Annotated in this window: 16 protein-coding genes; 10 read left to right on the forward strand and 6 right to left on the reverse strand. The window is 44.9% G+C overall.

All coding sequences use genetic code 11. From position 1 onward, the window contains the following. The first annotated feature begins 10 nt into the window (after positions 1–10). From trpD to nrdA, 8 genes are all read left to right on the forward strand, one after another. Positions 11–1099, forward strand: coding sequence for an anthranilate phosphoribosyltransferase (gene trpD, locus B0680_RS04650; protein WP_078253894.1), 1089 nt, complete (start codon positions 11–13; stop codon positions 1097–1099). A 34-nt stretch (positions 1100–1133) separates the two neighbouring features. After that, positions 1134–1958: an indole-3-glycerol phosphate synthase TrpC gene (gene trpC / locus B0680_RS04655; protein WP_078253895.1), complete on the forward strand. Its 825-nt coding sequence runs from the start codon at positions 1134–1136 to the stop codon at positions 1956–1958. A 49-nt stretch (positions 1959–2007) separates the two neighbouring features. After that, entirely contained in the window at positions 2008–3066 is a 1059-nt protein-coding gene (gene trpS, locus B0680_RS04660) for a tryptophan--tRNA ligase (RefSeq protein ID WP_078253896.1), read from the forward strand. Positions 3067–3069: 3 nt separating this feature from the next. Then, a complete protein-coding gene (locus B0680_RS04665) occupies positions 3070–3969 on the forward strand; it encodes a segregation and condensation protein A (RefSeq protein WP_228143750.1) in 900 nt (299 codons plus the stop codon). A gap of 15 nt (positions 3970–3984) precedes the next feature. Then, positions 3985–4557 (forward strand): SMC-Scp complex subunit ScpB, encoded by a 573-nt coding sequence (gene scpB, locus B0680_RS04670; protein ID WP_078253897.1) that lies wholly within the window; start codon positions 3985–3987, stop codon positions 4555–4557. Between the two features lie 218 nt (positions 4558–4775). Then, positions 4776–5576 carry an SIR2 family NAD-dependent protein deacylase gene (locus tag B0680_RS04675; RefSeq protein WP_078253898.1) on the forward strand — a complete coding sequence of 267 codons (801 nt, stop codon included), beginning with the start codon at positions 4776–4778 and terminating at the stop codon, positions 5574–5576. A 154-nt stretch (positions 5577–5730) separates the two neighbouring features. Continuing rightward, positions 5731–6708 carry a 23S rRNA pseudouridine(2605) synthase RluB gene (gene rluB / locus B0680_RS04680; RefSeq protein WP_078253899.1) on the forward strand — a complete coding sequence of 326 codons (978 nt, stop codon included), beginning with the start codon at positions 5731–5733 and terminating at the stop codon, positions 6706–6708. Positions 6709–7161: 453 nt separating this feature from the next. Beyond that, positions 7162–9438, forward strand: coding sequence for a class 1a ribonucleoside-diphosphate reductase subunit alpha (nrdA, locus tag B0680_RS04685; protein ID WP_078253900.1), 2277 nt, complete (start codon positions 7162–7164; stop codon positions 9436–9438). Between the two features lie 96 nt (positions 9439–9534). On the opposite strand, the gene murU is transcribed toward nrdA, so the two are convergent. Further along, positions 9535–10242 (reverse strand): N-acetylmuramate alpha-1-phosphate uridylyltransferase MurU, encoded by a 708-nt coding sequence (murU, locus tag B0680_RS04690; protein WP_078253901.1) that lies wholly within the window; start codon positions 10240–10242, stop codon positions 9535–9537. A gap of 9 nt (positions 10243–10251) precedes the next feature. Beyond that, a complete protein-coding gene (locus tag B0680_RS04695; RefSeq protein ID WP_078253902.1) occupies positions 10252–11280 on the reverse strand; it encodes an aminoglycoside phosphotransferase family protein in 1029 nt (342 codons plus the stop codon). A 193-nt stretch (positions 11281–11473) separates the two neighbouring features. Between B0680_RS04695 and B0680_RS04700 the strand changes: the two genes are divergently transcribed. Together B0680_RS04700 and B0680_RS04705 are read left to right on the forward strand one after the other, a co-directional pair. Beyond that, the gene (locus B0680_RS04700) at positions 11474–14323 is read left to right on the forward strand and encodes an LPS-assembly protein LptD (protein WP_228143751.1); all 2850 of its coding nucleotides are present in this window, start codon (positions 11474–11476) and stop codon (positions 14321–14323) included. 165 nt (positions 14324–14488) lie between these two features. Next, positions 14489–15481 (forward strand): peptidylprolyl isomerase, encoded by a 993-nt coding sequence (locus tag B0680_RS04705; RefSeq protein WP_078253903.1) that lies wholly within the window; start codon positions 14489–14491, stop codon positions 15479–15481. Positions 15482–15570: 89 nt separating this feature from the next. Here B0680_RS04705 and B0680_RS04710 read toward each other — a convergent pair whose 3' ends face one another. The 4 genes from B0680_RS04710 to B0680_RS04725 are packed head-to-tail and all read right to left on the reverse strand — an operon-like array spanning position 15571 to position 20415. Then, positions 15571–16173 (reverse strand): hypothetical protein, encoded by a 603-nt coding sequence (locus tag B0680_RS04710; RefSeq protein ID WP_078253904.1) that lies wholly within the window; start codon positions 16171–16173, stop codon positions 15571–15573. Then, entirely contained in the window at positions 16163–16936 is a 774-nt protein-coding gene (locus B0680_RS04715; protein ID WP_078253905.1) for a PP2C family protein-serine/threonine phosphatase, read from the reverse strand. The genes B0680_RS04710 and B0680_RS04715 overlap by 11 nt, the downstream gene beginning before the upstream one ends. A gap of 54 nt (positions 16937–16990) precedes the next feature. Further along, positions 16991–19048 carry a DUF262 domain-containing protein gene (locus tag B0680_RS04720; protein ID WP_078253906.1) on the reverse strand — a complete coding sequence of 686 codons (2058 nt, stop codon included), beginning with the start codon at positions 19046–19048 and terminating at the stop codon, positions 16991–16993. Further along, positions 19045–20415, reverse strand: a complete 1371-nt coding sequence (locus B0680_RS04725) for a DUF262 domain-containing protein (protein WP_078253907.1) — start codon at positions 20413–20415, stop codon at positions 19045–19047. Before B0680_RS04725 ends, B0680_RS04720 begins: the two co-directional genes overlap by 4 nt. Between the last annotated feature and the right edge of the window lie 126 nt (positions 20416–20541).

The following is a 20541-nucleotide window of genomic DNA, read 5'->3' on the forward strand; positions in this document are numbered from 1 at the left end:
AAGGAAATCTATGCAAACTGCCATCAAAAGCCCAAGCGACATCGCCGAATTATCCGATGATGCCATCCATGCCATCTTGACCGATGCGCTTGCCAAGCTACTCAAGCACATTGATTTGACCGATGCGCATATGCGTGAAGTGATGCTCATCATCATGCAGGGTCGCTGTCCTGATGCACTGATGGGTGCACTGCTCATCGCCCTGCGTGAAAAAGGCGAATCCATCGGCGAGATTAGCACCTGCGCCAAGACCATGCTTGAGCTGGCTGACACCATCAGCATCCGTGATGCCAATGCTGTGGACATCGTCGGCACAGGTGGTGATGGCTCAAATCTATTCAATGTCTCCACCGCATCCGCCTTTGTGGCAGCAGCGGCAGGCGTAACCATCGCCAAGCATGGTAACCGTGGCGTCTCCACCGCTTCAGGCTCATCAGATGTGCTGACTCAAGCAGGCGTCAAGCTGGATATCGCCATCGATAAGACTCGTCAAGCTATTGATGACATCGGTATCGGCTTTTTATTTGCGCCAAATCATCACCCTGCCATGCGCCATGCCATCGGTGTGCGTCGTCAGCTCAAGGTACGCACGATTTTTAATATCTTGGGCCCATTGACCAACCCTGCTCATGTCAAGCGAGCAGTGATTGGTGTCTTTAGCCCTGAGCTGTGCGAGCCGTTGGCATATGTCTTTGAGAAGCTTGGACTACATCATGTGTTGGTCGTGCATTCGGCCGATGGCTTGGATGAATTTAGCCTAGCGACCGCCACCCGAGTCGCCGAGCTCAAAGACGGTCAAGTGCGTGTCTATGACTGCAACCCCGAAGACTTGGGCATCGCATCCAAGACCTTGCATGGCTTACAAGTCGCTTCATCTACCGAAAGCCTTGCACTGATCAAACAAGCCCTGCAAGCAGGCGAAGCAGACGTCACCACCCAAAAAGCTCGTGAGATGATTGCCATCAATGCCGGTGCTGCCATCTATGTCGCAGGACTGGCAAGCACGCATCAAGACGGTGTACAGCTCGCCCTAGAAGTGCTAAGTAGCGGTAAAGCATGGCAAAAATTAAGCGAGTTTGCCGCTTTTACCCAAAGCTAACCGATCAAATATTTTAATATAATTAAGAACTCTTATGACCAATACACCAAGTATATTACAAAAAATCGTCGCCACCAAATTTGACGAAATACAGGCTGCCAAAGCCAATATCAGCCAAGATGAGCTACTTATCAAAGCCCAAGCACATACGCCACGGGGCTTTGCTAAGGCGTTACGAGCCATCGACACCAGTACAGGCGCAATCGGCATCATCAGCGAAGTCAAAAAAGCATCGCCATCAAAAGGCATCATCTGTCAAAACTTTGACCCCGTCATCGCTGCCACAGGCTATGAAAAAGCAGGCGCAACTTGCCTATCAGTGCTTACCGACCGTGATTATTTTCAAGGCCATGATGATTATCTGATCGCCGCCCGCTCTGCCGTGAGCCTGCCTGTACTGCGTAAAGATTTTATGGTGGATGAATACCAAATCATCGAGTCTGCCGCCATCGGTGCTGACTGCATCCTGCTGATCATGGCGTGCCTAGATGATGACACCATCCATCATTTGCACAAGACTGCCATTGATCTAGGGCTTGATGTCTTAATCGAGATTCACACCCAAGATGAGCTTGAGCGAGCATTACGCCTGCCAAAATCATCGCACAATATCTATGGCATCAATAACCGTGATTTAAATACCTTTCAAGTTGATCTTGAACATAGCATTCGCCTAAGTCAGCAACTATTTGCCGCGCTCGGTGATGATGCTTTGGTGGTGAGCGAAAGCGGTCTGAATGATGCTGATGACATTCATTTGATGCAAAGCAACAACATTCATCATTTTTTGATCGGTGAGCAGTTTATGAAAACTGACAATGCAGGCGATGCCCTTGCCAAGCTACTAAGCACCATCTAAGCTACTATTGTTTAATTTTATTGATATATTATAAATACTGGATCATCTTATGAGCGAGCAAAAAAAACGCATTTTAACAGGTATCACCACCACAGGCATTCCACATCTGGGTAACTATGTCGGCTCAATTCGCCCTGCCATCGCATCTGCCAAAGCCGCGATAGATGCAGGTGATGGCGACGCTTTTTTCTTTTTGGCGGATTATCATGGCATCATCAAATGCTTTGATCCTGAAGAAATCCACCGCTCAACCCGTGCCATTGCTGCAACTTGGCTCGCCTGCGGTCTTGACCCTGAGCAAGTCACCTTTTATCGCCAATCAGACATTCCTGAGATTCCTGAGCTTGCCTGGGTGCTCAACTGCTCATGCGCCAAAGGTCTTATGAACCGTGCGCACGCTTATAAGGCAGCTGTCGATGCCAATCTGGCCAAAGAAGATACCGATCCCGATTTTGGTATCAGCATGGGATTGTTCAGCTATCCTGTATTAATGTCAGCAGATATTTTGATATTCAACGCCACTCATGTGCCTGTGGGCAAAGATCAGATTCAGCACATTGAAATGGCTCGTGACATTGCAGGGACTTTTAATTTTAAATACAAGCCACTGTTTACTGAGCCAAGTGCCGTCGTCGATGAAAACACGCCACTATTGACTGGGCTTGATGGTCGCAAGATGTCAAAAAGCTATGGCAACACCATTCCGCTATTTGGCGATGGCAATCCGCAGATTGACCCCGAAAAAGCTCTCAAAAAAGCCATCATGCAGATTGTCACCAACTCGCAAGCACCCGAAGAGCCAAAAGACCCTGACAACTGCACGATTTTTGAGATTTATAAGGCATTTGCCACGACGGACGAAATCAATGAACTTGCCGAGCAGTATCGCCGTGGCATCGGCTGGGGTGATGCCAAAGAAATCCTGTTTAACAAAATCAACAGTGAAATCGCCCCCTACCGTGCTCGCTATCTTGAGCTGATGAACAATCCAAAAGAGCTTGAAGAAATTCTACAAATGGGCGCTGTCAAAGCACGCCGTCAAGCCCAAAAACAGCTGGATAAGACACGCCGTGCCATCGGTATCAAGCCATTAGCCAAGCTTAAATAATTCATGAGCGATACAGCTTTGTCCACACCGATGGACGACCAAACGCAGACAGAAACGGGCGTGCGTATTTATGACACGCCTGTGCTGAGCCTGCCTGAAGATTTGTACATTCCGCCACAGGCGTTTGCCATTTGGCTTGAGCAGTTTGCCGGCCCGTTGGATTTTTTGTTGTATTTGGTTAAGAAAAATAATTTTGACTTAACCGAAACCGCCATTTTACCCATTACTGAGCAATACCTAAGCTATATCAATGACTTAGACGAAGAATATTTTGAGCTGGCGGGTGATTATCTGCTGATGGCAAGCACGCTGATTGCCATCAAATCCGAGCTACTATTGCCACAACCTGAAATCGCTGATGATGAAATCAGTCCAAAGGCTCGCTTGATTCAGCGACTCGAAGAATACGCCCAAATCAAAAAAGCGGCACAGCGTATTGATCAGCTGCTACGCCTTGAGCGAGATGTGTTTTTGGCGTATGCCAGCTTCCCAAGTAGTGAAGCGATGCAACGAGAATTGCCCAATTATTCACCGCAAATCTTGGTCAATAGCCTTGTAAATATGCAAATCCGCCCTGATTTTAGCGGACATACGGTAAAGATTGACCCTGTGCCACTGCCTGAGCGCATTGCAATGATTACTCGTACGATGAGCGAAAAAGGCGTCAGCACCTTTGCCGAACTACTGGATAAATCACAAGGTAAGCTTGGTATCGTGGTGAGCTTTGTGGCGGTGCTTGAGCTGATTAAGCGTGGCTTTATTGGCTTTGACACACCCGAAATCGAAAGCTTTGATGATGACTTTGATCACAGTGAAGCTAAGTCAAATAAATCAAAAAAACGCCAAGCGCCGAGCAATTTTGGGCGAGATTTACGCCATCAGACACTACACTGGCTACATTAATTTTTTAGGATAATTATGACCGAAACCGCCAACGATTCTGCCTTTATCCAAGCACACCAAAAAGCTGAAGTGTTTAGCCGCTATATCGAAGTTTTGCTCCACGCCAGTGAGTCGCCACTGACCGACAACGATCTAAAAAAGCATCTGATGATGAGCAACAGCGAGCTGACCGCCGCCCTTGCCGTGCTACAACAGCGTCTATCATCGGGCGTTTTGACATTAAACAAAACGGCGAGCGGCTATCGATTGCAAATCAAAGACAGCTACAGCGGGCTGATTCAGCAGGTCTTTCCTGAACGTCTAGAAAACCTAAGCCAGGCACTGCTTGAGACCTTGAGCGTCATCGCCTATAAGCAACCTGTCACTCGCTCGGATATTGAGCAAGTGCGTGGTGTGACGGTGTCAAGCCATATTCTAAGACAGCTGTTTGATAAGGGCTGGATTATCGAAAATGGCTACAAAGACACGCTAGGTCGCCCTGCGCTACTACACACCACTAAGGCATTTTTGGATGCGTTTGGGCTAAATAGCCTAGATGAGCTACCGCCTTTGCCGGATTTAGAAAGATTGAATGTGCGATCAAATTAGCCTTTGCCGACGAGTATAGATTGCCAAAGCTAATAAAAAATACCGCACAGCATCAAAAAAATATCTGTAAATATAGCAAGAAATTGAAACTGCAAACAGGTAGTTTCTCCAACGCTTGCCTATCAGTTGATTTTTATTTATAATTTATTTTATCTAATACAATCTTAGCGATTTTGCATTTCGCTTGTTATGGACATTGGTTATTATTAAGGACAATAATGGAACAAATTAAAACTTTATTACAATCTGCCGACAGCCTAATCATCAGCGCAGGGGCAGGCATGGGTGTTGATTCTGGCTTGCCTGATTTTCGGGGCAATAGCGGTATGTGGCAGGCCTATCCTGAGCTTGGCAGACAGCAGATGGATTTTGCCAGTATTGCCAACCCGCAAGCGTTCGCCGAAAATCCCCGCTTGGCTTGGGGATTTTATGGTCATCGCTTGGCATTGTACCGCAAAACCATGCCACACGCAGGATTTGAGTGTCTATTAAAAATCGCCGAACACCTTGATTTGCCATACTTCGTCTTTACCAGCAATGTGGATGGGCAGTTTGTCAAAGCAGGATTTGACCCTGAGCGAATCTATGAATGTCACGGCTCTATTCACCATCTGCAATGCACCAAGCCCTGCTGTGATGAGATTTGGACTGCTGATATCGAGCCTGTGATTGACAATGAGAAATGTTTGTGGCTTGGTGAGCTGCCAAGCTGTCCGCATTGTGGTAGCCTTGCTCGTCCCAATATCTTGATGTTTGGCGATTGGCATTGGATTGGCGCGCGTAGCGATGAGCAAGAATCACGCCTACAGCAATTTCTTGACAAGCACCAAAACCCTGTAGTCATTGAAATGGGTGCAGGCGTTGCGATACCGACCGTACGACGATTTGGTGAGCGTTTCGCCCCCAATCTGATTCGCATCAATCCACGAGATCATGCTCTACCTGCTCGTGGTGGCATCAGCTTGCCTATGGGCGCAAAGGCAGGCGTTGAGATGATTTGGCAGTCGCTTATTGGGTGATTTTGGGTAAAGTCTTGGTACGCAGGGTTTGTGATTAACAGCCATCCAAATTACAAACCCACACCCAAAACGCTTTGCGCCATTTCTTAAAATCCTGTATAATGAGAAATTCAACATTGCGAAATGTTATTATCCACTTATCAGGAAATTTATCATGACTGAACAATTCACCCCCGACATCACTGATAACATCGACGGCAAGCCCGTTGGCGAAAAGCTACAAAAACTGCTGGCTCGTATCGGTCTAGGCTCTCGCCGTGGACTTGAAGAAATCATCAAAGCCGGTCGTATCTCCATCAATGGCAAAGTTGCCACCTTAGGCGATCGCGCCACCTTGACCGACGAAATCCGTGTCGATGGTCGCCCTGTCCGCCTAAAAGCCGAACGAGAAAAACGCCGCCGTGTGCTTGCCTATTATAAGCCCGAAGGGGAAATCTGTTCTGTCAGCGATCCTGAAGGTCGCCCAACAGTATTTGACCGCTTGCCAAAGCTGACTGGCGATCGCTGGGTGATGGTGGGTCGTCTTGACATCAACTCATCAGGACTTTTGTTATTCACCAATGATGGTGAGCTTGCCCATCGCTTGATGCACCCATCAAGCCAAGTGGTGCGTGAATATGCCGTGCGTGTGCTGGGCGAAGTCACCCCACAAATCGCCAGCACTCTGACCGCAGGTGTCGAGCTCGAAGATGGCTTTGCCAAATTTGACGACATCAAAGAAGGCGGCGGCACGGGTGTCAATAAATGGTATCATGTCACCATCAAAGAAGGTCGCAAGCGTGAAGTGCGCCGTATGTTCGAAAGCCAAGCCCTAAAGGTCTCGCGCCTAATTCGCACCCGCTATGGCACGATGATTTTGCCAAAAGAGCTGCGCACTGGTCGCTTTATTGAGCTGGATGCCAAAGAAATTGGCAAACTGGTCGAATCTGTCGGTCTGCGTCAGCGTCAAGGCACGGGTCTGAACACCGCCACCAAAGAAAAACAAGCTCGTATTCACAAAAAACCGCTCAAATCTCGTGAAGTGCGTCGCAAAAAGCACGAAGAATACGAACGCCGTCAAGAACGCCAAGAGCGTCGCCCATCACAAAAGACGCCATCATTTAAGACAGCGAAATTTGTTAAAATTGATTAGTTTTTGTACATGATGATTATGGTGGTGTATGCTAAGCTTGCACCACCTTTTTTCTTGACTATTGATTTTATTTATCAATAATCCCATCGCTATCATACAAATAAATAGACAGGATAAGCATTTCATAAACACAGTTTTTATGTAACGCAATTCTTGCTACCATCACAAATTTCAGTTACAAAAAAGTCAAAATCCGCCATCAGCACAAAAGCCTTATCAATCAAGGCTTTGGCAAAAAATACGCCAAATCAATCACAAAAATTATTTTTTGACAAGCTTTTATTTTGAGAATTTTTCGGCTATATTGTGCAAAGTTTCTATCATCAATACTAGATATGGTATTTTTGATACTCAAGCTAACTACTATGGATAGCCCAGTCATCGGCGATATAAGCCGTTGAAAATTCATCAAATACCACCTTGTTTTCTATCAATTACGGATACACGAGCGACATGACACATATTGACAAAATCAAAGTGACCAAACGCGATGGCCGCCTAGAGCTAATTGACCTTGAAAAAATTCATCGTGTCATCAACTGGGCAGCAGAAGGCTTACAGAATGTATCCGTTTCTCAAGTTGAGCTAAAATCTCATATCCAATTTTATGATGGCATTCGCACCCGTGATATTCACGAAACCATCATCAAAGCAGCAGCAGACCTAATCAGCGCTGAGACACCTGATTATCAGTATCTGGCGGCTCGCTTGGCGATTTTTCATCTGCGTAAGATTGCCTATGGTGAGTTTGAGCCACCACATCTATACACCCATGTCCAAAAACTGACCGAGCTTGGCAAGTATGATAAGCACATCTTGGCAGATTATAGCGTTGATGAATTTAATGAGCTCAATGACTACATCGACCATGCCCGTGATATGAACCTTGCCTATGCTGCTGTTGAGCAAATGATGGGTAAATATTTGGTACAAGACCGTGTGACCAAGCAAGTGTTTGAAAGTCCACAGTTTTTGTACATCTTGGTGGGGATGTGTCTATTCGCCGCTTATGATAAGTCGGAACGCCTTGACTATATCAAGCGTTTTTATGATGCGACCAGTAATTTTTATATCTCGCTACCGACGCCAATCATGGCAGGCGTACGCACCCCGACCCGTCAGTTCAGCTCATGCGTACTGATTGAATGTGGCGACAACCTAGATAGCATCAACGCCACTACATCAGCCATCGTCCGCTATGTCTCACAGCGTGCCGGTATCGGTATCAATGCAGGGGCAATCCGTGCACTAGGCAGTCCAATTCGTGGTGGTGAAGCACAACACACTGGCTGTATTCCGTTTTTCAAAATGTTTCAAGCGGCGGTCAAATCCTGCTCACAAGGCGGTGTGCGTGGCGGTGCAGCAACCCTATTCTATCCACTATGGCACTTAGAAGTCGAAAGTTTGCTTGTGCTCAAGAACAACCGTGGTGTCGAAGACAACCGTGTTCGCCACATGGATTATGGTGTACAGCTGAACAAAACTATGTACACTCGCTTAATCAAAGGCACGGAAATCACTCTATTCTCGCCATCGGATGTACCTGGTCTGTATGAAGCGTTCTTTGCTGATCAAGATGAATTTGAGCGACTATATACGCTGTATGAAGCCGATGACAGCATCCGTAAGCGTAAAGTTTCTGCCAGAGATTTGTTTAGCCTAATGCTACAAGAGCGTGCCAGCACCGGTCGTATCTATATCCAAAATGTCGATCACTGCAACATGCACAGCCCATTTGACTCAAGCATCGCACCGATTCGCCAGTCAAATCTATGTATGGAAATCGCGCTGCCGACCGCACCGCTTGATAACATCAATGACGAAAAAGGCGAAATCGCCCTGTGCACCCTATCCGCGATTAATCTTGGCAAAATCGAGCATCTATCAGACATCGAAGAGCCTGCCGAGCTGATTGTGCGTGCACTAGATGCCCTGCTTGATTATCAAGACTATCCTGTCATCGCCGCCAAAAAAGGCAGCATGAACCGCCGTACGCTTGGTGTGGGCGTCATCAACTATGCTTATTATCTTGCCAAAAATGGTACTCGCTACTCGGATGCAGCGGCACTAGGGCTTACCCATCGCACCTTTGAAGCCTTGCAGTATTATCTGCTAAAAGCATCCAACAAGCTTGCCAAAGAGCAAGGTGCTTGCCCGTGGTTCCATGAGACCACTTATAGCAAGGGTATTTTGCCGATTGACACCTACAAAAAAGACCTTGATAGCATCTGCGCTGAGCCGCTACACCTAGACTGGGAGACTCTGCGTAGCGACATCATGACCTATGGTCTTAGAAACTCAACTCTATCAGCACTGATGCCATCAGAAACCAGCTCACAGATTGCCAATGCCACCAACGGCATCGAGCCGCCACGCGGCCTTGTGTCTGTCAAAGCAAGTAAAGATGGCATCTTAAAACAAGTCGTGCCTGAGATTGAGCGTCTAGCCGGTCAGTACGAGCTACTTTGGAATATCCCTGATAATAATGGCTATCTGCGCCTAGTGGGTATCATGCAAAAGTTCATTGACCAGTCCATCTCAGCGAACACCAACTATGACCCTGCCAAATTTGAAGGCAATAAAGTACCAATGAAAGTCTTGATTCAAGACCTATTGACCGCTTATAAATTTGGTGTCAAAACCCTGTACTATCACAACACCCGTGATGGTGCAGACGATGCTCAAGGCGACTTGGACGATGGGTGTGCCGGCGGTGCGTGTAAACTGTAAATAGCATCAATCAAAAAGGCTTGTTAAATAAACAAGCCTTTTTTATAGCAGATAATAAATCACACAGTAGCAATGATATAAACGCCGCTGATACCACTAAACTTGACGGCTTTTGATATATTGCTCCACCTGCGCCAGTCGCTCAAGCGTCCCCACATCCACCCAATGCGTTTGCATCAGCTCACCTGTTACTTGATGGTTGGTCATTGCAGTCTTTAGTCGTGGTGCTAAAGGCGCAATCTCACCAACACCCACATCCGCCACAAGCTTTGGCGACATCACACTGATACCGGCAAAGGTATATGCCTGACTGCCGTCAGTTTTGGTCGTTGCTTGACCATCTTGCAGGACAAAATCACCTGTCGGATTGTGCTCAGGATTATTCACCATCACCAAATGCGCAAGCTTATCGCCCAGCTGATGATTGATAAGCGCCGAAAATTCATATTCCGTCCACACATCACCATTGACCAAGATAAATGGCGCATCTGCCAGCAGGCCTTGACTGAGCGCATATTTGATACCGCCTGCCGTTTCGAGCGGTTCGCCTTGCTCAACCGAGATATTGAGTCGCACGCCCAAGCATGATTGCAAATCAAGCTTATCAAGCCCTGCAATCAAGACATCCGCTAGATAGCCTGCATTGAGCGTAATATCACGAATACCCGCCTGTGCCAACCGTTCAATATGCCATACAATCAATGGCTTACCCGCCACATCAATGAGTGGCTTTGGCGTAGTCAATGTCAAAGGCTGCATACGTGTGCCCTTGCCCGCCGCCAAAATCATCGCTTGAGTAATCATGACACCACCTTAGTTGGCAAATTTGGCTTGATAACTTGGCAAAACTTCATTAGTTAGCCATGCTAAAAATTCACCATAAACAGCCTGATTGCCGTGTGCATCCAGCCAAGTCAATTCGGTCAGCAAATCTTGCATTACTTTTGGAATATTATCCAAATAACGATGCTTGCCATCACGCTCTGATAGGCGAATAAAGATACCCAACACCTTCAGATGACGCTGTACGCCCATGACATTAGTCTCGGCAATAAAACTACCCAAATCCACCGCAGGATTGATTAATTGATAAAATTCTTGGATGCGTTTTTCGACCCATTTTTCGTCATAATTGATATAGGCATCACGCACAAGGCTAACCAAATCATAGGTATAAGCCCCGATGACCGCATCTTGAAAATCAATCACACCAAGCTCATCACTACCCTTATCCGCCATCAAATTACGGCTGTGATAATCTCTGTGCACGATGACTTTTGGCTGGGTATTAATATCTTTGATTAATTCATCTTTTAGATTTGCCCACAGTGATGTTGCTTGTGCTGATGGTACAACGCCCAAATATGGCAAGAACCATTCGGTGAACAAATCCATCTCTTGTGCCAATTTTTCGTCGCTATACACAGGCAAATCAGCGTGATTATCAATGGTCTGAAGTTTAGCCAATGTTGACAATGCTTTGGTGTAATAGCTATCTTTATTCGCAGCATCTTCGGCAATCAAATGCGCAAATTCAACCGTGCCAAAATCCTGCAACAACAAAAACCCACGCTCAATATCACGGGCGATGATATCAGGCACATTGACCGCTTCACTCATGATGTCTGCAACGTGCACAAACTCCACCACGCTTTCTTTTTCGGGGGGTGCGTCCATGAGCAGATAAGTCATCTCATGCTTACCTTGTTCGGCCACTACAGGCAAATGAATACGATGATAACGGCGAAAGCTAGCATCCCCCGGTAGGCTCTCCACTCGATAGCCTGCTGCCAAATTGGCATTCAAAAAATTCATCATCTCATCATGGCGAGTTGTCGTCATAGTACACCTTAAAAAATATAAAAAAAATTGCCCTTAGTTTAGCGGATTTTGGTGAATTTCACCAGTGAATTTATGACAAGTTACAATCAGTTACCAAGACTTATCACAATTGCCAAAATTTGCCAAATATTTAGCATGATGCCCAAAAATAGTGTAAAATAGCCAAAATCTATGTGCTTATAAAGGCTAGCTTGTGAACCAATCGTCTTTTTTCACCCATACCACTCGCCAAACCACCACACATCAAAACCCACTGGGCGCCGCCATCCGTCGTGTGTTATTTGGCGCAATCATCTTGCCAATGATGTCACCACTGGCAAATGCTGAGCTTAATATCAGTCAGCAAATTGTCGGCTTGGCAAATGACACCGCACAAGCCCAAGCCAGCACGGCACAGCAGACGACAGACAATCAGGCATTGGTAAATCAAGCGACTGCACAATCACTAAACGCCTTTGATGGTATTGATTTTGATGCCATCCAATCACAGACTGCACCATCAGCACAGGCAGTATCAGCACAAGCTGCAGCGCCTGCATCATCCAACCTTGATAATCAAAAAGCGGATAAAGCGGTGCAATCTAGCACGCCTGCTGTGGTTGATAAGACGGATAAATTTGCCAAACGACTTGGCTTTGAAGGTACGGGCGCACAAAGCAAAAGCCTAGCCAAGCTTGCCGAAAACTACCACGCCAAGCCCAGCGTCGAAGCACGCTGTCAAGGCGTATGGCTACAGCCACAGCGACACAGCACAGGCGAGCAGTCTGCATCAGTACGTCATGATGACAACGGCAATCCCCTGCCAGCGGACACCATCTATGCCCAAGCGGATTATGGCTACTATGATGCCAAAGAATACGCTGAATTATCAGGCAATGTCATCGTTGAACAAAACGGACAGCAAGTCGTCGCCGACAAAGTCGCCATCAATACTACAACCGGTCAAGCCGTCGCATCAGGTCAGGTGCAATTTAGCGATAGCGGTATACCTGCCACAGGCACAGGTCTAACGAGCAAAATCGGCACAGGCATGATTGGCGTCGCCGAAAATCTAGAATACAGCACCGATGGCAGTCATGCCAGTGCCAAAGATGTCGCCTTTGCCAGCACCAGCATCAATGCACACGGCTATGCAGGACAAATGGATAAAATCAGCGACAGTCAGTATCAGATGAGCGATGTCATGTTTACCACCTGCCCACCAACCGAACGCAAGTGGTATCTTGATGCTGGCACGATTGATATTAATAGCGATACGGGTCGTGCGATTGCCCGCAATACCACCTTGCGTATCAAAGATGTACCGGTATTTTATTTGCCTTATTTCAATTTCCCGATTGATGACCGTCGCAGTAGTGGCTTTTTGTTGCCGACCGCAGGCTTTGGCTCATCAGGTGGCTTTGAAGTCAGCACACCGTATTATTTTAATTTAGCACCAAATTATGACGCCACAGTCACGCCAACTATTTTCACCAACCGCAATCCAATGCTCACCGGTGAATTTCGCTATCTGACCAAGCGATTTGGCTCAGGTGTGCTGACAGGCTCTTATTTGCCAAGCGACCAAAAATACAACGACCAAGACCGTAGCCGTATCCGCTACGACCATCTATGGCAATCCCAAAAGAACAATAAACTCAGTGCCTATGCCCAGTATCAATACGTCTCAGATGCCAATTATTCATCTGACTTTGACACGCTTGGGCTTGAGAGTACGTCGTTGAATTTGCCACGTCGTATCGGCGCAAGCTATTTTGATGAGAATATCACCGCAGATTTACGCTTTGAAGATTTTCAACGACTAGACGGCACAAACGCTAACGGCACACGAGTGACGGACAAAGACCGTCCTTATGCCCGCCTGCCACAGCTATCGGTTCACTACCGTTCGCCTAAGTCATGGTTTGGTATCACCGATAAAGTTGAAATCACCGGTGTTCATAATTCAGCATACTTCAAAAAAGCCATCAATGACGGCTCAGAGCCCGAAAAAAGTGGCGGTCGTATGTACAATCAAATCAGCGCAAGCTACCCGATGCTACGCCCGTGGGGTTATGTCACGCCAAAGCTTAGCTTGACATATCTATATGCCAGCTACGACGAAGATAGCTTAGCCGACCAGAATTTGGACAAAAATTCAGGGTCTTATTCGGTCTTTGCGCCGACGGTGAGCATTGACAGTGGTCTGTTCTTTGAAAAATCAGGCTCGCCATTTGGTCTGTATGACAAATCGCTTGGCGGCTATCAAGTACTGACACCACGCCTAAAATACACTTATACCCCATACAAAGACCAGCAAAATATCCCAAATTTTGACACCACCATTTCGCAAATCAGCTACGACCAGTTATTGGCAGATAGTTGGTTCTTGGGTTATGACCGCATCCAAGATTTGCACGCCATCACCCCTGCCATCAATTATCGCTATATTGACAGCTCGGGTCGTACACGCTTTGATGGTAGCATTGCCGAGCAGATTTTGCTTGATGACTTGCAAGTCGGTATCGATAACAGCGAAAGCTTTAGTGGTAAAAGCTCAGGCATGGCATGGCAAGCCAGTATCCAACCAAGAGACAATCTATGGCTAGATACTTCAGGCGCACTTACCCCAAATTATGACCTGAACACCATCGTCGCCCAAGTCCGCTATCAGCCTGATGAGCGCCGTCTGTTTAACGTAGGTATTATTGAGCGTAAAGAAAACAAAGCAACCAATCAGCACGCATTGTCCGCCTATACCGCATCTGCCATCTTACCTGTCAGCAACCGTTGGCGACTGCTTGGACAGATTCAGTATGACTATCAGCACAACAGCCTGCTAGACTCACTCGTGGGTGTCAACTACGAAGATTGCTGTTACGGACTATCCGTCTATGCCCGTCGCTATCGTGATAGCATCAACCCACACGCAGAACCAAATACCGCCGTGATGGCAGAAGTGCGACTCAATGGCATCACCAATGGTGGCAAGCTCAATCGCCTGCTTAGCGACAAAGTGCTTGGCTATGACAACGTCCAAAACGCATGGCAAAAAGCGTACTAAGCCGTCATCGGCGTTAACACATGGGCAGCTACTTATCTAAGTTTTGCTTATTATTAGCTGTTTTGTAACCAAAACGAACTATTGCACAGATGTGAGCGATAGAGATTTGACGATTATTCAGTCAAATGCTACACTTAGTGCAATCATAAAATCTAAGGAATATTCATGCAAGGCAAATTCATCACCAAAACTTTGGCTGTCGCCATGACTGCCATCTGCCTTTCACTGGGCTCTGCACACGCATCGTTGAGCAGTAATAGCAAAGATGGCGTGGTTGCCGTCGTCAATGATGAGATTATCCTAAAAAGTGAGCTTGCAGCTGCCACAGATTATATCGCCGCTCAGCTACAACAATCAGGCACAACCGCCACACCAAGCCAAATCCAAAAATTGGCACTTGATGAGCTGATTGTCCGCAAACTACAATTGGGGCTAATCAACCGCTCAGGCATGGTCGCAAACGAATCTGCCATCAATGCACAAATGCTACAAATCGCCAAATCACAAGGTCTAAACAGCCTAAGCGAACTACAAGCCAAGCTTGATGCCGAGCAAGCAGGCAGTTATGCCGCGCTACGCAAAAGCGTCATCGAAAACGCCGCCATTACCGCCATGTGGCAAAACCAAGTCAGCAACCGTATGCACATCACCGACCAAGAAATCAATACATTCTTGCGCTCGCCTGAAGGTCAAAAAATCGCCAACAGCGAACAAGTACTTATCCCAGAATGGCAAACTAGCCATATCCTAGCTCGCATTGACGACACCCAAAGTGCCGAAATCGCTGAACAAAAAATCAACGCTCTATACGCCGAAATCCAAAAAGGCACAGACTTTGCCAAGCTTGCCGCCACTTATTCGGACGACCCGGGTTCAGCACAGCAATACGGCAGTCTAGGCTGGGTGGCCGAAGGTCAGATGGTGCCCGAGTTTGAAAGCACCATGAAAAATACACAAGCAGGTGATTATTCAACGCCATTTCGCTCGCAATTTGGTTGGCATATCCTAAAAGTCGATAACGTCCGTCAGCGTAACGTGACCGAACAATATCGCAAGAATGCCGCCAAAGAATATCTATTCAATCGTCAAGCACCACAAGCCGAAGAAGATTGGCTGCAAGAATTGCGTTCAAGTGCTTATATCAAAATCTACGAATAAGCCCAATCGCTTAGTTGCTTAGCCGCTTAGCCTGATAGCAAATCAGCCACATGATTGTGGCTGATTTTTTTGTTAAGATTTTTGCGTGATTAATCAGATATTGGCTGTGGTATCGGTGAATAAAGCATATCCATCACAATTTCATCACCCAAGTCCAAATCATGATCAAGTGAGTAGGCTAAAAACTCCGCTTCATCATAAGAGAAAAATTCAATCAATTCGCTCATGTCAAAGTCGCCATGACAAAAGCAAAGCTGTTTGGACGGTATGGATATGATACTTTTGGACTGCTCAATCATCATTTGAATTCGTTGCTCACCCCTACCAACAAATCTATAATGATGAAACACGCTCCCCGCCAATCCCATCAACACATCAACCCAATCAATCCTTAACAAGCTGTTTGTTGTAATAGCATTAAAAATCAACTGAGCGATAAAGCTTGCATCATCACAGCAAATCATCGCAAATGCCTGTTCTGGCAACTGCCTTGTATCGTCCGCATCCACGATTGCCACTAAATTCACGCCATCTGCTTGCAATTTATTTATCTTATCACAATCAGACTGACCATCTGGATGATAAAAAGCCAAAAGAATTGTCATATTCTCTGACACTTCATCAAGCGTCATCAAGCGATTGGCATAGCCGCCTTCGTTGATGGCGCATAAGCATACTATTTCATTGAACATCTTCGCCCCTTATTTCATTCACACACCGCACCAGCACTGCGCTGATATTATCAAGTTGCCACTTTGGCTTGTTTTGCCTGATTTGATTGATGCTGTCGCTTAGCCAGTCTTTTAGACTGACTTGATTGCCCATCGGCAAAAATCGCCCATCCAATACTTCAGAAAAACCATCGCTACATAGTAGCAAACACTCCCCCGCTCTCAAGCCTAATGTCTGATAGCTCGCCATCTTGACTGTCGATACATCCGCCATGCGATCAACGGCAAAATAACCCATCAATGCACCATAACAGCTAGCATACTCATCATGACTCACCACGCCATCTGCCTTTAATTCATTCATAAAGCTATGATCTGTGGTTAAGCACGCCCAAGACGCACCGTTATAATAATACGCCCGACTGTCGCCAAGATGCTTAAGCACAATCTCATCATCCATCACATAAGCACACACTAGGGTACTGCTCGCACCTTCATGCCGATCATCCGTCAGTGCTTGATTGAGCTGATGCTGTAGTTCGGCAAAATCCACCGCACCGCTGTCAGCATACATCGCAGCAGCAAGCTTTAACAATGTCCGTGAGGCCAACGCTGAATAAGGACTGGATGACACGCCATCAGCAACCGCCACACAAAACCGCTTGGTTTCATAGTGGTGGCTAATCAGTCCTTTGTGCTGATAGACCTTGGGCGCAATCAGCACTGCATCTTGTTGGTGTGCCATACCACCACGCCAAGTCACGGCTTGGATTTGATAGATCATCTTAGCTCCAAAAGCTCATTTATGATGGCTATTATAACTCACTCATGCGTCAATTTATGTCGTGCTGATTTCCTGATTGAGTAGGTCAATCATATCTTTGCCATGTTTCTCAATTTCTTCTTTACCCCAGTTTTTGTAAGTCATCATCAGCATTTGTTTGATGCTAACCGATCGATGCGTGAATTTAAGATAATCCTGCTTTTTATTGTACGGCATTCGATTGCTTAATGATGAGTTTTGACTGTGTGTAATGAGACACAAATTACCAAAATGATCAACATCTTTGTCCGCTAATTTTGGGTTGATATCGGATGGATTCTGCGGGTAATAATGCTCCACCGAATTTCTGGCAGTAAATTTAAAATTCTTTATAAAATTCTTTTTTGACCCATCTTCACCTTTTAATATTTTGACAAAATCACCATCAATTTCGTTGTTTTTATTTAAAAGAACTTCAATTTCAGTATTTTCAATGACAATTTTTCTCCATAATATATAATCCAAGCGATTAAAAATAAAATTCTCTACAGCGGTGCCTCTATTAAGAAAACCAGAACCATCTCTGTCGATTTCTTTTTCTTTTGATTCATTACTATCAATTTTTGATTCATTACTATCAATAATGTCAAAATACTCATTGCCTTTGCCATTATTATAAAACCGATTAAAATAAAACCGATCGCACAGCTTTTCCAAGAAGTTGATATGCTTATCGGCAGACAGTCTTGGCGCACAGCCCTTTTCTTGATGGTTTTCAAGCTCGCTTTTATATTTGTCATTGAGCCATTTGAGATAACCAAACAGCCAGTATTTATAGTTTTTGGCAGGGAATGAATAATGGAACATGGTTTGCAGCATTTTAATCTGCTTGTTCTCAGCTTCACCAAAGACATTGGCATCATTGTTTGAGTTATTATTATCGGACTTTTTAAATTGATAGATACGCCAATCAGCGTTATCATCGGACCCGTCATGTTTAATCACATGGCGATCAAACAGCACTCGCACAGCTAATAAATGCACCGCAAATGCTTTAATCTCCTTGGCATCATCAAACAAACCCGACTGCTCAAACTGCTCAATCAGATTGCCATCATCCAAGCGATGAATGTCATCTTTGATTTTATCTTTGTCTTTATCCTTGTCTTTTAAAAATAAATACAACACCTGCGCCAAAAAGTTCGGAAAATCAATGATGGAAGTAAAGCGCTCTTTTTTATTATCCGCCGACTCCTTAGTGCTGGCGATATCATTAGATGAATTCAAAATGCCCTCCAAGGTTTTGGGGTTATCATCGTCTGTTTTGGGCTTTTGAACATTTGGAAAGCTTTCTTTAATTTTTTTAAAATTCTTATAAAGCTTAAAATATTCGCCTTTATGCTCATTATTCACATCATCCCCAAATAATGCTTGCTGTTCATCACTAGAAAATGACGACACCGCATAACGACTCATGTCCGAACACGCATTCCAGATGGCAGAAAATACCGCCTGATCATCTTTATCATTAGATAATTTACTCATCAATTTGGCCTTGATGACTTCGTGGTGCTCCAGCTGTTCGCCACGATTGTTCATGCGCTCAAAATATTGATTTAAATCCGTATTTTCTGGAATTTCGGTGCGAATGATTTGCACTTTGGTTAATAATTTTTTCAAAAATGCTTGCTGATCAGCATCACCACCAAATAGCTTCTTGCTGCCTGATTTTAGATAATGATAAGTCGCGGCAATTTGACTGTCATTTGTATCAGTCAGTTCACCGTTTTGCTTTATGGTGCTTAATTCATTCGTTGACGTCTCACGATGTTCAAAAGACAGATTTAAGTTAAACTTATGCTCAAGCACAGATAATAGCAAAAATAGCGTGGTTAATCGCTGCTGTCCGTCAATCACTTCAAAAGCACCATCCGTACGCTTTTTAACCGTCAAACTGCCCAAATAATACTGACCCTGTGTATGACGATGGATGTCATCAATCAGCTGTCCAACTTCTGTATCCGTCCATGCATAGTTGCGCTGATAAATGGGGATGATGTATTTGTCTTGGGCTTCAAACAGTTCTTTGATAGACAGTCGTGCAATGTCGTTTTTAGTTTGTGGCTTGGTCATGGGTTCTCTCCTGTGTCTGATTGGGTTTTGTCATCATAAAATCCCTCTAGCAGATCGTTTAGATAATTAACATTTTTACTAGCCGTCCTTTTTTCAGTTTTACCAATATTAAAGGATAAGAACTGTTCAGGCTCGATGGCTTGTTGCAAGGCGACATATAAGCCATTAGCTTCCCAAAGATGATTTTCAACCGATGAAAAATAAATGCTTTTGTGATAAAAACGCAAAAAATACGCCCATCTTGCGATTTTGACAACCGCCTTATCAAGCCTATAACCACCAAATTTGTCATAATATCTCATGACCATAATGACAAACAGCATAAACACAAAGCCATCACCTTTATTGATCGTTGAATGTTGCTTTAAATGGCGAAACAGCCGTGTTTGTGTGTTTGGAATCACAATTTTTGGATGGTTATTAACCAAGCCGCCGTCGGCAAATAAAGTCTCATACTGTGCTTTATAATGCTCTATATACTCAAAAAATTGCTCGCCATCCAAAATCACGCCATTCATTTGAATTTCATGAGCATAGCGTTTGAATAACTTTAGGAAATTTTGCTGTTTTTGGCGGCTCAGTCCTTTAAAAATATCCACATCCTGCTTCTTAAAAAATTCAGCTGACATTTTCAGCTCCCAGCGGCGGTAGCGAAACAAAATATCATTAATGATGAGTTTGAGCCAGACAGGTTGATTTGGCGCATCAGCTTTCATAGTGGCATTTCTTTCCCAAGTTTCCACCAGTCTATACACATCACAAACATCCCCCATCTCTCTAAGATGGTATGCTTTTAATAAATCATAAGCCTCTAGCGATTTGCCCCGAGAGTTTTGTGAATCAAAATACTGAAAAGCTTCGTCCAAATTATCCAAAACCACCACCGCAAAATCACAGCTGTGCAAGATATATGCTTTAAAATCAGCACGATATTTTTCATCACCTAATTCTTTTATATAGCTTTGCAAAAACTGATGATTTTTACGGATATTTACCATGCTTTGAGTATGGTTAAATTCTTGCTCTAAAAACTTATTATTAAAAGGATTTTCTTTATTATTTAGTACATACAACAGTAAAAATAAACTGGTTAGGCGTTGTTGACCATCCACAATATCGTACCTGCCAACATCTTTGTCGTCTTTATAGTAATGTAAAACAATCGTTCCTAGACGACATTTGGTATTATCATCAGCCTTATCATCAGCCTTGTCATCTTGTTTTTTAAAATACGAATGAATGTCATCAACCAGCTGTTTGACGTGCTTGGTTTGCCATTTATAGGGGCGTTGGTATTCTGGGATGGTAAGCGGTTTTTCAAAAATTTTGCTCACTGTCTCAATAGTTACTTGTGCTGAATCACTCATACTTTTCTCCTTAATCCTATAGTACTGTTATTATACAATACTCATACGTCAATTTATGTCGCACCTACTTAATTCGTCAACAAATCACAACAACAAACCCCGCCCAAACTGAACCGCACCCCAAAA

The organism is Moraxella pluranimalium (genome assembly GCF_002014825.1).
Lineage (GTDB): Bacteria > Pseudomonadota > Gammaproteobacteria > Pseudomonadales > Moraxellaceae > Moraxella > Moraxella pluranimalium.